We start from the raw sequence: 13804 nt of genomic DNA on the forward strand, positions 1-13804 counted from the left end.
CCGAGTAATTAGCCAGCGATCTGACCAACGAACGGGTTCGCAAAGGTGAAGAACAGAGCGATACCAACACCGATCATGGTTACGGCGTCGAGCAGACCGGCAACGATGAACATTTTAACTTGCAGCATTGGAACCATTTCTGGCTGACGCGCTGCGCCTTCCAGGAACTTGCCGCCCAGCAGGCCGAAACCAATTGCGGTACCCAGTGCGCCCAGGCCGATCAACAGTGCAACAGCGATAGCGGTTAGACCAACTACAGTTTCCATCTTTCCTCCCGACTTTTACGTCGTATGGTTTAGGTTTTTTTAATTTAAAGCGGTAAAACAAATCGTTTCAGAGGCCCCGTGAAGAGCCCCTTCCCGTTTGACCGGGAAGGACATCAGACTAGTCGAGACTGGTCTTAATGGTTTTCTTCGTGCGCCATCGACAGGTAGACGATGGTCAACATCATGAAGATGAACGCCTGCAGGGTGATGATCAGGATGTGGAACACAGCCCACGCCCACTGCAGAACGACGCCCAGGCCGCTGAGCCAGAGCAGACCGCTGCCGAACATAACAGCAATCAGGATGAAGACCAGTTCGCCGGCATACATGTTGCCGAACAGACGCAGAGCCAGAGAGATCGGCTTGGCGATCAGGGTCACGAATTCCAGCAGGAAGTTCACCGGGATCAGCAGGGCCTGAACGAAGATGTTCTTGCTGCCGAACGGGTGCAGGGTCAGCTCGCCGATGAAACCGCCGAGGCCCTTGACCTTGATGCTGTAGAAGATGATCAGTGCGAAAACCGAGAACGCCATGCCCAGGGTCGCGTTCGGGTCGGTAGTCGACACGGCACGGAACGGGATATGCGCATCGCCGGAGATCAGGATGGCCAGTTGAGGAATCCAGTCGACCGGTACCAGGTCGACGGCGTTCATCAGGAACACCCAGACGAAGATGGTCAGTGCCAGCGGTGCAATCACCGGGCTACGGCCATGGAAGCTGTCTTTCACGCTGCCATCGACGAATTCGACCAGTACTTCAACGAAGTTCTGCAAAGCACCAGGCTGACCCGAGGTCGCTTTCTTTGCCGCCATGCGGAAAAGAAGAACGAAGATCAGACCCAATGCGACCGACCAGCCAAGTGTATCGACGTGGAAAGCCCAGAAGCCCATTTCCTTGGCTTCTGCTGCGGTGTGGGCAAAGCCCCAGCCGCCGGTAGGGTGCTGACCGAAGGTCAGGTTCTGCAAGTGGTGCTGGATATAGCCCGAAGCGGTTGTTTCTGCCATGGTTGCCTCAAACGCCCTAAGGTCTCGAAAGTCTTGTTCTCATCAGCAGGGGAGCGAACCAGCTGACTGACTGAGTCAGCACGAAGACACCGAATACTGCAATCGGCGCCAATGGCTTCACACCTGCAAACACCAGTGCAAACAGCACTGCCGTCAAAATCAGTTTGCCTGCCTCGCCGGCATAAAAAGACCGGACGATGGACTGGGCTGCTCGGGCGCCGGAAAACCGAAATGCCCTGTGAGCGAAATAAACATTGGGCAGCAAGGCTATCAGGCCTCCGCAAAGTCCCGAGTACCCGGCAACGACTCCCCGCCATTGCCAGAGCGCCAAAGCAGCAATGAGCAAAACGACAAATTGAGCCATTAACACCGGAAAAACTGCCAGGCGATGGAAGGGCAAGCGGTTTGGCGTGCGGGTTTCCATCACTTTTACTCTCCAATGGTCGGCTGCCAGAATTCAATAACTTGGCATAATTTGTGCCGACAAAATGCGCGCAGAGTATAGGGGCGGTTCTGCCCCTATTCAACTGTCAGGTAGTGATTTCCGACTGCGCGCTACATGAGGAAATGTTTCAGCGTATATGAGCAAGTACGCCTTGAAGCTCATCCAGGGAGTTGTAGCCAATCACCAACTGCCCTTTACCCTTCTTGCCGTGGCGGATCTGCACCGCAGAGCCTAGGCGCTCGGCCAGGCGCTGTTCGAGGCGAGCGATATCCGGGTCCGTTTTTTGGGGTTCCACAGGCTCCGGTTTGCCACTCAACCACTGGCGAACCAGTGCCTCAGTCTGGCGCACGGTCAGCCCGCGTGCGACAACATGTCGCGCCCCTTCAACCTGTTGATTTTCCGGTAAACCGAGCAAAGCACGGGCATGACCCATTTCCAGGTCGCCGTGGGACAGCATGGTCTTGATGACTTCCGGCAAGGAAATCAGGCGCAACAGGTTGGCCACGGTCACCCGGGACTTGCCCACAGCCTCGGCCACCTGTTGCTGGGTCAGCTGGAACTCCTGCTGCAAACGCTGCAGGGCCACCGCCTCTTCAATCGGGTTCAGGTCTTCGCGCTGGATGTTCTCGATCAGGGCGATGGCGATCGCGGTTTCATCGGGTACATCGCGAACCATCGCCGGGATGGTTTCCTGCCCCGCCTGCTGGCTGGCACGCCAGCGACGTTCGCCCGCAATGATTTCAAAACGACCGCTGCCGATCGGGCGAACCACGATGGGCTGCATGACACCCTGGGCCCTGATCGACTGCGCCAGTTCTTCCAGCGCCTGCGGGTCCATGTCACGACGCGGCTGGTATTTGCCGCGCTGGAGCAGATCCAGGGGAAGGTGTTGCAGCTCACGCTGATCGGCTTGCGCCGCTTGTTCTTCCAGCGAGCTGACAGTCGGACCACTCAACAGAGCATCCAGTCCACGTCCGAGACCTCGTTTCTTGACGGCCATGGGGATTCCTTAAGTTGCCTGAGCGGCGGCGATGCGTGAGTTTTTGCGTTGACGACGAACCATTTCGCCCGCCAATGCCAGATAGGCAACGGCACCTCGCGACGCTTTGTCGTACGCCAGCGCCGGCATGCCGTAGCTTGGCGCTTCGGCCAGACGGATGTTGCGCGGAATGACGGTGTCGTAGAGCTGTTCGCCGAAGTGTTCCTTGAGCTGCGCCGAGACATCGTTCATCAGGCTCAGGCGCGGGTCGTACATCGTCCGCAGCAGGCCTTCGACCTTGAGGTTCGGATTGAGCAGTTCAGCGATACGCTTGATGTTATCCACAAGGTCGCTCAAGCCTTCGAGTGCGAAGTACTCGCACTGCATGGGGATAATGACCCCATCGGCGGCAACCAGTGCGTTCAAGGTCAGCATCGACAGCGACGGCGGGCAGTCGATCAGAATGTAATCGTAGTTTTCCCGGATAGGCGCCAGCGCACTGCGCAGACGGCTTTCCTTCATCTGCATTTCCAGCAGCACCACTTCGGCCGCGGTCAGGTCGCGGTTGGCCGGCAACAACTGGTAACCACCGTGTTCGGAGAAGTGCATGGCCTGGGCCAGGTCGCACTCACCGATCAACAGGTCGTAGACCGAGTTTTCCAGGCCATGTTTATCCACACCGCTACCCATGGTGGCGTTGCCCTGTGGATCGAGATCGATCAACAGCACCCGGCGCTTGGTCGCGACCAGGGATGCTGCGAGGTTGATGCAGGTGGTGGTTTTGCCCACGCCACCTTTTTGGTTCGCTATCGCGAATACCTTAGCCATTCTTGCTTGTGTTCCCAATCATGCCGTGCGGCGCAGTATCAGCAGATGGCGTTGGCCTTGGCAACCAGGTACGGCCAGGGCGTGTTCGCTATCGAGGTGGAAGTCTGCCGGCAATGCTACCAGCTCATCGGCCGGATGAACGCCCTTCATTGCCAGCCAGCGTGTTTCGCTATCGCCGAGGTGGCGAGTCCAGTTGCTGAAGTTTTCCATGCTGCTGAACGCCCGGGAAATGATCCCGTTGAAGGGCTGGGCAGGCTGGAACGCTTCGACGCGACTGTGGATAACTTGCAGGTTATCCAGTTTGAGTTCGAGTTTGACCTGGGTCAGGAAGCGGGTTTTCTTGCCGTTGCTGTCCAGGCACGTCACCTGGGACTCGGGAAACAGGATAGCCAGCGGAATGCCAGGCATGCCGCCGCCACTGCCAACGTCGAGCCAGCGTCCGTTTTCGATGAATGACATCACGCTCAGACTGTCGAGCAGGTGACGGGAGACCATTTCGTCCGGATCACGCACGGCGGTGAGGTTGTAAGCCTTGTTCCATTTGATCAACAGGGCCAGATAACCCAGCAGTTGCGCATGCTGGGTTTCTGTCAGCGTGACGCCAAGCTGGCGGGCACCTGTGGATAACTCTTCTGCATGTTGCGAAGTGACCAACGAACTCAAGCGCTTTGCTCCAACTGACGGCCCGCGCCGCGTTTTTTCAAATGAATCATCAACAGCGAAATGGCTGCCGGCGTTACGCCCGGGATACGCGAAGCCTGGCCCAAGGTTTCAGGGCGGGTCGCACCGAGCTTGCTCTGGATCTCTTTGGAGAGACCGGAAATATTCGTGTAATCGATATCCACAGGCAATTTGGTGTCTTCGCTGGCGCGCAGGCGGGCGATTTCATCCTGTTGACGATCGATGTAACCGGCGTACTTGGTCTTGATTTCGACCTGTTCGGCGACCTGTGGATCTTCTGCACCGCCTCCGGTCACGGCGATCAGACCAGCGTAGTCGATTTCCGGACGGCTCAAGAGATTCAGCAGGTTGTATTCGTGGGTCAGCGGCGTGCCGAATTTTTCGGCAATCGCATCGCCCTGTTCGGTGCCCGGGCGAACCCAGGTGCTTTTCAGGCGCTGCTCCTCCAATTCGATGCTTTCGCGTTTTTTGCAGAAAGCCGCCCAACGCGCGTCATCCACCAGGCCCAGTTCGCGACCTTTTTCGGTCAAGCGCAGGTCGGCGTTGTCTTCGCGCAGGATCAAACGGTATTCGGCGCGGGAGGTGAACATCCGGTACGGCTCTTGGGTGCCGAGGGTAATCAGGTCGTCGACCAACACGCCGATATAGGCCTCGTCGCGACGCGGGCACCAGGCATCTTTGCCCTGCGCGCGCAGTGCCGCGTTGGTTCCGGCGAGCAAACCCTGGGCGCCGGCTTCTTCGTAACCGGTCGTGCCGTTGATTTGCCCGGCGAAGAACAGGCCGCCGATCACTTTGGTTTCCAGGCTGTACTTCAGGTCGCGCGGATCGAAGTAGTCGTACTCAATGGCGTAGCCCGGGCGCATGATGTGTGCGTTTTCCATACCGCGGATCGATTGCACGATCTGCAATTGCACATCGAACGGCAAGGATGTGGATATCCCGTTCGGGTACAGCTCGTTCGTGGTCAAACCTTCCGGTTCGATGAAGACCTGGTGGCTTTCCTTGTCGGCAAAGCGATGAATCTTGTCTTCGATCGACGGGCAGTAACGCGGACCGATGCCTTCGATCTCGCCTGCATCGGAATACATCGGCGAACGGTCGAGGTTGGCCGCGATGATTTCGTGGGTACGGGCGTTGGTGTGGGTAATCCAGCAACTGATCTGCCGTGGATGCTGCTCTTTGGAACCCATGAACGACATCACCGGGATCGGCGTATCGCCGGCCTGCTCGGTCATCACCGAGAAATCCACGGAACGGGCGTCGATACGCGGCGGCGTACCTGTCTTCAGGCGACCGACCCGCAAAGGCAATTCACGTAGACGGTGAGCCAAAGCAATCGACGGTGGATCACCGGCACGGCCGCCGGAGAAATTCTGCAATCCAATGTGGATAAGTCCACCGAGGAAGGTGCCAGTGGTCAAAACCACCGAGTCGGCGAGGAAACGCAGGCCCATCTGGGTCACTACGCCGCGCACTTGTTCCTGCTCGACGATCAGGTCATCAGCGGCCTGTTGAAATATCCACAGGTTCGGCTGGTTTTCCAGGATTTCGCGGACAGCGGCCTTGTACAGAATCCGGTCGGCCTGTGCACGGGTTGCACGCACGGCCGGGCCTTTGCGGCTGTTCAACACACGAAACTGGATACCGCCTTTATCGGTAGCCATGGCCATCGCGCCGCCGAGGGCGTCGATTTCCTTGACCAGATGGCTTTTGCCGATCCCGCCAATGGCCGGGTTGCAACTCATGGCACCGAGGGTTTCCACGTTATGCGTCAGCAACAGGGTTTTCACCCCCATACGTGCTGAGGCCAGTGCTGCCTCGGTACCGGCATGACCGCCGCCGATGACGATCACTTCAAAACGGGAAGGGAAATCCACCACGCACCTCGTGCCTGCTTAAGTAGGTAATTCAGGAATAGTTTGAGCTCAGGTTTTCGGACCTAGTCGACAAGTATAGGGACTTCGCCCTTCCTAAAGAACCCTTTGCACAAAATTTAACCAGCTGTGGAAAAGTCGGAGTTATAGAAATTAAAAAGAGAGAAATTTATTAAATCTTTGTTTTTATGTTTATTTCTATGCACCTGCCTTTCTGTGGATAGATCTCTACAGGCCTTTATTTTCAATATGTACAGCGATTCAAAACCCTGTGTTCATGTGCCAATGAGGCCCTTGGATAACCGGTGTAAGCCTGTGGATGAAAGGGGTTGTTATCCACAGAGGCGGTTATGTTCAGTTTTCAGGCCCTGTTATCAACTGACCTTAGCGGCGGTTATTCACAGGGCTTAATCCACAGAAAAGTGTCGTTTGCCCGAAATTCAGGCACGAGAATTCCGCTCAAGCAGGCAAAGTCCGCTCGGCACTGGAGGGGTTATTCAGAAAAAGAGAGAGCAGACAGGCACGAACGGCCTGTCTGTGAATACCAGGAGGGCTACTTGCCGATACAGAAGCTGGAGAAAATTCGCCCCAACAGATCGTCAGAGCTGAAGGCGCCGGTGATTTCTCCCAGCGACTGCTGAGCCTGGCGCAGATCTTCGGCCAACAACTCGCCAGCACCGGCCAGGGTCAACTGGGCACGACCATGCTCAAGGGCAGTACTGGCATGACGTAGCGCTTCCAGGTGGCGCCGGCGAGCACTGAAGCTGCTTTCGGACGTTTGCTCGTAGCCCATGCAGGCCTTGAGGTGATCACGCAGCAGCTCCAGACCGACACCTCCGGACCTGGCGCTCAGGCTGATGGTGACGTGGCCGTCGTCGCTGATCTCCATGGCAATGGTTTCGCCCGTAAGGTCGGCCTTGTTGCGGATCAGGGTAACTTTCGCGGGATCGGGACGGGTTTCGAGAAATTCCGGCCACAGTGCGAACGGATCGAGGGCTTCCGGCGCGGTGGCATCGACCACCAGCAGTACCCGATCCGCTTCACCGATGGCTTTCAAGGCACGTTCCACGCCGATTTTTTCCACATGATCATCGGTATCGCGCAGACCGGCGGTATCCACCACATGCAGCGGCATCCCATCGATGTGGATATGTTCCCGAAGTACGTCCCGGGTGGTGCCGGCAATTTCAGTCACGATCGCTGCTTCGCGCCCGGCCAGTGCATTGAGCAGGCTGGATTTACCGGCATTCGGACGACCGGCAATGACCACTGTCATGCCGTCTCGCAGCAAGGCACCCTGCCCGGCTTCACGCATGACAGTGGATAACTCGTCGCGCACTTTGTCGAGCATGCTCAGGACATGGCCATCGGCGAGGAAGTCGATTTCCTCTTCCGGGAAATCGATGGCCGCTTCGACGTAGATGCGCAGGCCGATCAATTGCTCGGTGAGGTTATGCACACGTGACGAGAAAGCACCTTGCAGGGAGCGCAACGCATTTCGCGCAGCCTGGGCAGAACTGGCTTCAATCAAGTCGGCAATGGCCTCGGCCTGGGCCAGGTCAAGCTTGTCGTTGAGGAACGCACGCTCGCTGAATTCCCCCGGCCGGGCAAGCCGGCAACCCAGTTCCAGGCAGCGCTTGAGCAACATATCCAGAACAATCGGGCCACCATGTCCCTGGAGTTCCAGCACATCCTCGCCGGTAAACGAGTTTGGCCCCGGAAAATACAGCGCGATGCCCTGGTCCAGCACCTCGTCGTGTTCACCGAAAAAGGGACCGTAGTGGGCAAATCGCGGTTTGAGATCACGACCACTGAAAGCCTTGGCCGCAACGCTGGCCAACGGCCCGGAGATACGCACGATGCCTACACCGCCACGACCTTGAGCGGTGGCGACGGCGGCGATGGTTTCACGAGGAACGCTCATAAACCGGTATCCAGACAAAAGTGACAGATAGCAAAACGCCCCACTAGGGGGCGTCTTGAGTGGTTATCCACAGTGTAAATCAGGCAGCTGCTTTGGCAGCCGCTTCGATCTTACGAGTGATGTACCACTGTTGGGCGATAGACAATACGTTGTTCACTACCCAGTACAGCACCAGACCCGCCGGGAACCACAGGAAGAAGAAGGTGAAGATGATTGGCATCATTTTCATGACCTTCGCCTGCATCGGATCCGGAGGAGTCGGGTTCAACTGCTGCTGGATGAACATGGTTGCACCCATGATGATCGGCAGAATGAAGAACGGATCCTTGATCGACAGGTCAGTAATCCACAGCATGAACGGCGCCTGGCGCATTTCAACGCTTTCCAGCAGAACCCAGTACAGCGAGAGGAAAACCGGCATCTGCACGAGGATTGGCAAGCAACCACCCAGCGGATTGATCTTCTCTTTCTTGTACAGCTCCATCATGGCTTGCGACATTTTCTGCCGGTCATCGCCATGTTGCTCTTTCAGCGCGGCCAGTTTCGGTGCCACTGCACGCATGCGCGCCATGGATTTGTAGCTGGCAGCCGACAACGGGAAGAAGATCCCCTTGATCAGCATGGTCAGGAAGATGATCGACCAGCCCCAGTTACCGACCAGCGCGTGGATATGTTGCAGCAACCAGAAGATTGGCTGGGCAATGAACCACAGAATGCCGTAGTCGACGGTCAGTTCCAGACCTGGGGACAACTCTTTCAGCACGGCCTGGCTTTTCGGGCCTGCGTACAGAACAGCGCTGGTCTCGGCCTTGGCACCCGGGGCAACACTCATCGATGGGCCGGTGTAGCCGATGATGTAGTTGCCTTTGCTGTCTTTTCGGGTCTGGACGACGTTGTTTTCGCCCTTGGCCGGAATCCATGCGGTCACGAAGTAGTGCTGCAACCAGGCAACCCAACCGCCAGTGACGGTTTCTTTCACCGGCGCCTTGTCCATGTCCTTCATGGACACTTTCTTGTACGGCTCCGAACTTGTCCACAGGGCGGCGCCCAGGTAAGTCGCGGTGCCGGTCGCCGTGGTCGACGAAGGATCGGCGCTGGCGTCACGCTTCAACTGGGCGAACATCGCACCGGTCCAGGGCTGGGCGCTCTGGTTGTCGATCAGGTAGGAAACGGTTACGTCATACAGGCCGCGTTTCAGGGTGAAACGCTTGATGTAGTTGACGCCGTCCTTGCTGAACTTCAGGTCCACGACCAATTGGTCCTGACCGTCAGCCAGTTGATAAACCTTCTTCTCCGAGGAGTAAACCGGACGACCGGCCGGATTTGCATCCGGACCGTTGGTGCCGATCAGACCGCTTTGTGCCAGATAAGTACGTTCGCCGCCGTTATCGAACAGCTGGAACGGAATTTCCGGGTGATCCTGACGACGCGGATACAGCGGCAGGGTCAACTGGGCAACATCACCACCTTGTGGGTCGATAGCCAGGTCCAGTACATCCGTTTTGATCTGGATGAGGTCCTTGCTCACAGCCACCGGTGTTTCGGCAGGTGCGCTGGTGTCGCTAGCAGCACGTGGAATGTCGTCACTGGCGGAAGCGTTGGAGCCAGATGCCGTATCCGGCAGGCCCGATGCAGTCGTATTGGTGGCAACATTCTGAGTCGGCAGGGCAGCCTGGCCATAGTCCTGGTTCCATTTAAGAACCATAACGTAGGACACGATTGCCAGGGCGACGATCAGGATCGTGCGTTTGATATCCATGATTACTCGGCCATCGAAGAAGAACGGGAGGTAGGGATAGGTGGAACCGGGTCATAACCACCGGGATTCCACGGATGACAGCGACCTAAACGACGAAAGGTCAGCCAGCCACCGCGAAGAAGGCCATGATTTTCGATGGCTTCTAACGCGTAGCAGGAACAACTGGGGTAGAAACGACAGTGACTGGCCATCAGGGGACTAATGGCATAGCGATAAAACTGGATCGGAACGAGTGCCAGTTTACGCATCTGGACTGTCTACCCCTACAGTTTCGGTTTTGACTGCTGGTACCGGCGAACTGCGAGCCAGGCGTTTCCAGAGTTTGCCGAAATGCTGAATCAATTCGGGGTTTTCTACGTCACCTAAACCTTTGCGCGCGACGATAACAATGTCCCAGCCGACCAGTGAATCCTGGTTCAGACGAAACGATTCGCGCATCAGACGTTTGAGGCGATTGCGCTCGACGGAGAGCTTTACGCTCTTTTTCCCGATAACCAACCCGAGACGGGGGTGATCAAGATCGTTGTTGCGCGCAAGGAGCAGGAGATTTTTCCCCGGAACCTTGCCGGTAGGGGAGTCAAAGACTGCCTTGAAATGCCGGGGAGTAAGCAGACGCTTTTCCCGACTGAAGTCCTGACTCACCTCCAGTGCCGGCTTATCAAACTGCCAGACGCGCACGACCTTTGGCGCGACGACGCGACAGTACGGCACGACCGTTCTTGGTAGCCATGCGAGCACGGAAACCGTGGGTACGAGCGCGTTTGATAGTGCTTGGTTGGAAAGTACGTTTCATTGTCGTGTTACCTGGTTCGTCCACAACGGGCCGGAATGGCCCCCGTTTTAAGAGACCGGGGATTCTAGAGAAAGCAAGCCTTCAGGTCAATTTCCAACCAGCGTTTCCTTATAAATAGATCTCCAGCCCTTTTGCGCTGAACGAACCGCGGGTAAATATAAAAATAAGAAAGGAAAGTATTTAAAGCTTTTCTGTAAAGCTTATAAAAGCTAGGCCCGGACCCTTCTGTGGATAAGTGCCTTTGACCCTTGTTTTACCTGCTGTACAGAGAATGACAACTACAGTGGAAAACCGTGTTCAGCCTGTGCTGCGCTATCGGATAACCTGTGTGTGGAAAGCCGGTTTATCCACAGGCCGGTTATCCACCGAGTTTCGCTCCCACTTGTGCAATGACCTTAACCCCGGTTATCCACAGAGCTTATGCACAGACCACTGGTCGTCTTTTTTGCGTATGAAACGGCGATTCTTCTTGGTCGATGAACCACCTTCGTGTGGATAAGTCGGCGTCTGGTCGCTACAATGGCCGCTTGTTTTTGCCTCACCGGCTTTCAACTTAGGGGATATCCGTGTCAGTGGAACTTTGGCAGCAGTGCGTGGAGCTTCTGCGCGATGAGCTGCCTGCCCAACAATTCAACACTTGGATCCGTCCACTACAGGTCGAAGCCGAAGGCGACGAGTTGCGTGTCTATGCACCCAATCGTTTTGTTCTGGACTGGGTCAACGAAAAGTACCTGGGGCGTGTTCTCGAATTGCTCGATGAGCACGGCAATGGCATGGCGCCTGCGCTTTCCTTATTAATAGGCAGCAAACGCAGTTCGGCACCGCGTGCCGCGCCAAATGCTCCCCTGGCAGCCGCCGCTTCCCAGGCCCAGGCTGCTCAAACCCCCGCCAGTCCGCCGCCGCCAGCACCTGCTGCGGCTTCGACCAAGCGCGCCACGCAAAAAATGGCCGAGGTCACCGAGGAAGAACCTTCCCGTGACAGCTTCGATCCGATGGCCGGCGCCAGTTCGCAACAGGCCCCGGTTCGTGCCGAGCAACGTACCGTGCAAGTCGAAGGTGCGCTCAAGCACACCAGTTACCTGAACCGCACCTTTACCTTCGAGAATTTCGTCGAAGGTAAATCCAACCAGTTGGCACGCGCCGCCGCCTGGCAGGTGGCCGACAACCCCAAGCACGGTTACAACCCGCTCTTCCTTTATGGTGGCGTCGGCCTGGGTAAAACCCACTTGATGCACGCTGTGGGTAACCACCTATTAAAGAAGAACCCGAACGCCAAGGTGGTGTACCTGCATTCCGAGCGTTTCGTGGCGGACATGGTCAAGGCCCTGCAACTGAACGCGATCAACGAATTCAAGCGCTTCTACCGTTCGGTGGATGCGTTGCTGATCGATGACATTCAGTTCTTCGCCCGTAAAGAGCGTTCCCAGGAAGAGTTTTTCCACACCTTCAACGCCCTGCTCGAAGGTGGCCAGCAGGTCATTCTCACCAGTGACCGCTACCCGAAAGAAATCGAAGGCCTTGAAGAACGCCTCAAATCCCGCTTTGGCTGGGGCCTGACCGTAGCGGTCGAGCCACCGGAGCTGGAAACCCGCGTGGCGATCCTGATGAAGAAGGCCGATCAGGCCAAGGTCGAGCTGCCGCATGACGCCGCGTTCTTCATTGCCCAGCGTATTCGCTCCAACGTCCGTGAGCTGGAAGGCGCGCTCAAACGCGTGATCGCCCACTCGCACTTCATGGGGCGCGATATCACCATCGAGTTGATTCGCGAGTCCCTGAAGGACTTGTTGGCGTTGCAGGATAAACTGGTCTCTGTGGATAACATTCAGCGCACCGTCGCCGAGTACTACAAGATCAAGATCTCCGACTTGCTGTCCAAGCGTCGTTCTCGCTCGGTCGCACGTCCGCGTCAGGTTGCAATGGCCTTGTCCAAAGAGTTGACTAACCACAGCCTGCCGGAAATCGGCGACGTGTTTGGCGGCCGCGACCATACGACAGTTTTGCACGCCTGCCGCAAGATCAACGAACTTAAGGAATCCGACGCGGACATCCGCGAGGACTACAAGAACCTGCTGCGTACACTGACCACTTGATGAACACCAGCGCAGCTAATTAAGGCAAGGGACTAGACCATGCATTTCACCATTCAACGCGAAGCCCTGTTGAAACCCCTGCAACTGGTCGCAGGCGTCGTCGAACGCCGCCAGACCTTGCCGGTGCTCTCCAACGTGCTGCTGGTTGTCGAAGGCCAGCAATTGTCGCTGACCGGTACCGACCTGGAAGTCGAGCTGGTTGGTCGTGTTCAACTCGAAGAGCCGGCGGATCCGGGTTCCATCACCGTGCCTGCGCGCAAGCTGATGGACATCTGCAAGAGCCTGCCAAACGATGCGCTGATCGACATCAAGGTCGATGAGCAGAAGCTTGTGGTCAAGGCCGGCCGTAGCCGCTTCACCCTGTCGACGCTGCCGGCCAACGACTTCCCAACCGTGGAAGAAGGCCCGGGCTCGCTGACCTGCAGCCTGGAGCAAAGCAAGCTGCGCCGTCTGATCGAGCGCACCAGCTTCGCCATGGCCCAGCAGGACGTGCGTTACTACCTCAACGGCATGTTGCTGGAAGTTTCCGCTGGTGTGATCCGCGCCGTGGCCACCGACGGTCACCGCCTGGCCATGTGCTCGATGCAGGCCGATATCGGCCAACCGGATCGTCACCAGGTCATCGTACCGCGCAAAGGTATCCTCGAACTGGCACGCCTGCTCACCGAGCCGGATGGCAATGTCAGCATCGTTCTGGGTCAGCACCACATCCGCGCCACCACCGGTGAATTCACCTTCACCTCGAAACTGGTCGACGGCAAATTCCCGGACTACGAACGCGTTCTGCCAAAAGGCGGCGACAAGCTGGTACTGGGCGATCGCCAGGCGCTGCGCGAAGCGTTCAGCCGTACCGCGATCCTGTCCAACGAGAAGTACCGTGGTATCCGTCTGCAACTGGCCAGCGGTCAGCTGAAGATTCAGGCGAACAACCCGGAGCAGGAAGAAGCGGAAGAAGAAGTGGGCGTTGAATACAACGGTGGCTCTCTGGAAATCGGCTTCAACGTGAGCTACCTGCTCGACGTGCTGGGCGTGATGACCACCGAGCAGGTTCGTCTGATCCTGTCCGACTCCAACAGCAGTGCGCTGGTGCAGGAATCGGATAACGACGACTCGGCCTACGTTGTCATGCCGATGCGTCTGTAATCATGCCCAGCAGAAGCT

14 protein-coding genes are annotated in these 13804 nt (G+C 57.1%); 2 read left to right on the forward strand and 12 right to left on the reverse strand.

Annotated features, from left to right (window positions below):
- Positions 1-8 precede the first annotated feature (8 nt).
- From atpE to rpmH, 12 genes are all read right to left on the reverse strand, one after another.
- Positions 9-266 carry a F0F1 ATP synthase subunit C gene (gene atpE / locus KSS91_RS00640; protein ID WP_003097235.1) on the reverse strand — a complete coding sequence of 86 codons (258 nt, stop codon included), beginning with the start codon at positions 264-266 and terminating at the stop codon, positions 9-11.
- A 134-nt stretch (positions 267-400) separates the two neighbouring features.
- Positions 401-1270: a F0F1 ATP synthase subunit A gene (atpB, locus tag KSS91_RS00645; RefSeq protein ID WP_015097443.1), complete on the reverse strand. Its 870-nt coding sequence runs from the start codon at positions 1268-1270 to the stop codon at positions 401-403.
- A 16-nt stretch (positions 1271-1286) separates the two neighbouring features.
- A complete protein-coding gene (locus KSS91_RS00650; protein ID WP_007969901.1) occupies positions 1287-1694 on the reverse strand; it encodes a F0F1 ATP synthase subunit I in 408 nt (135 codons plus the stop codon).
- 148 nt (positions 1695-1842) lie between these two features.
- Positions 1843-2715 (reverse strand): ParB/RepB/Spo0J family partition protein, encoded by an 873-nt coding sequence (locus KSS91_RS00655; protein WP_095964409.1) that lies wholly within the window; start codon positions 2713-2715, stop codon positions 1843-1845.
- A 9-nt stretch (positions 2716-2724) separates the two neighbouring features.
- The gene (locus KSS91_RS00660) at positions 2725-3522 is read right to left on the reverse strand and encodes a ParA family protein (RefSeq protein ID WP_007969897.1); all 798 of its coding nucleotides are present in this window, start codon (positions 3520-3522) and stop codon (positions 2725-2727) included.
- Between the two features lie 18 nt (positions 3523-3540).
- A complete protein-coding gene (rsmG, locus tag KSS91_RS00665; protein WP_007969895.1) occupies positions 3541-4185 on the reverse strand; it encodes a 16S rRNA (guanine(527)-N(7))-methyltransferase RsmG in 645 nt (214 codons plus the stop codon).
- Positions 4182-6080 carry a tRNA uridine-5-carboxymethylaminomethyl(34) synthesis enzyme MnmG gene (gene mnmG / locus KSS91_RS00670; RefSeq protein ID WP_217836758.1) on the reverse strand — a complete coding sequence of 633 codons (1899 nt, stop codon included), beginning with the start codon at positions 6078-6080 and terminating at the stop codon, positions 4182-4184. The genes rsmG and mnmG overlap by 4 nt, the downstream gene beginning before the upstream one ends.
- 550 nt (positions 6081-6630) lie before the next feature.
- Positions 6631-8001 (reverse strand): tRNA uridine-5-carboxymethylaminomethyl(34) synthesis GTPase MnmE, encoded by a 1371-nt coding sequence (mnmE, locus tag KSS91_RS00675; protein WP_217836759.1) that lies wholly within the window; start codon positions 7999-8001, stop codon positions 6631-6633.
- A 79-nt stretch (positions 8002-8080) separates the two neighbouring features.
- A complete protein-coding gene (gene yidC, locus KSS91_RS00680) occupies positions 8081-9760 on the reverse strand; it encodes a membrane protein insertase YidC (protein ID WP_015097447.1) in 1680 nt (559 codons plus the stop codon).
- Between the two features lie 2 nt (positions 9761-9762).
- A complete protein-coding gene (yidD, locus tag KSS91_RS00685) occupies positions 9763-10008 on the reverse strand; it encodes a membrane protein insertion efficiency factor YidD (RefSeq protein WP_010207715.1) in 246 nt (81 codons plus the stop codon).
- A complete protein-coding gene (rnpA, locus tag KSS91_RS00690; RefSeq protein WP_015097448.1) occupies positions 10001-10402 on the reverse strand; it encodes a ribonuclease P protein component in 402 nt (133 codons plus the stop codon). Before rnpA ends, yidD begins: the two co-directional genes overlap by 8 nt.
- A gap of 16 nt (positions 10403-10418) precedes the next feature.
- Positions 10419-10553 carry a 50S ribosomal protein L34 gene (gene rpmH / locus KSS91_RS00695; protein WP_003213577.1) on the reverse strand — a complete coding sequence of 45 codons (135 nt, stop codon included), beginning with the start codon at positions 10551-10553 and terminating at the stop codon, positions 10419-10421.
- 566 nt (positions 10554-11119) lie between these two features.
- Between rpmH and dnaA the strand changes: the two genes are divergently transcribed.
- Together dnaA and dnaN are read left to right on the forward strand one after the other, a co-directional pair.
- On the forward strand, positions 11120-12643 hold the full coding sequence (gene dnaA / locus KSS91_RS00700) for a chromosomal replication initiator protein DnaA (RefSeq protein WP_102700987.1): 1524 nt from the start codon (positions 11120-11122) through the stop codon (positions 12641-12643).
- A 39-nt stretch (positions 12644-12682) separates the two neighbouring features.
- Positions 12683-13786 carry a DNA polymerase III subunit beta gene (dnaN, locus tag KSS91_RS00705; protein ID WP_007969885.1) on the forward strand — a complete coding sequence of 368 codons (1104 nt, stop codon included), beginning with the start codon at positions 12683-12685 and terminating at the stop codon, positions 13784-13786.
- Positions 13787-13804 lie beyond the last annotated feature (18 nt).

The organism is Pseudomonas azerbaijanorientalis (genome assembly GCF_019139795.1).
Classification (GTDB): Bacteria; Pseudomonadota; Gammaproteobacteria; order Pseudomonadales; family Pseudomonadaceae; genus Aquipseudomonas; species Aquipseudomonas laurylsulfatiphila.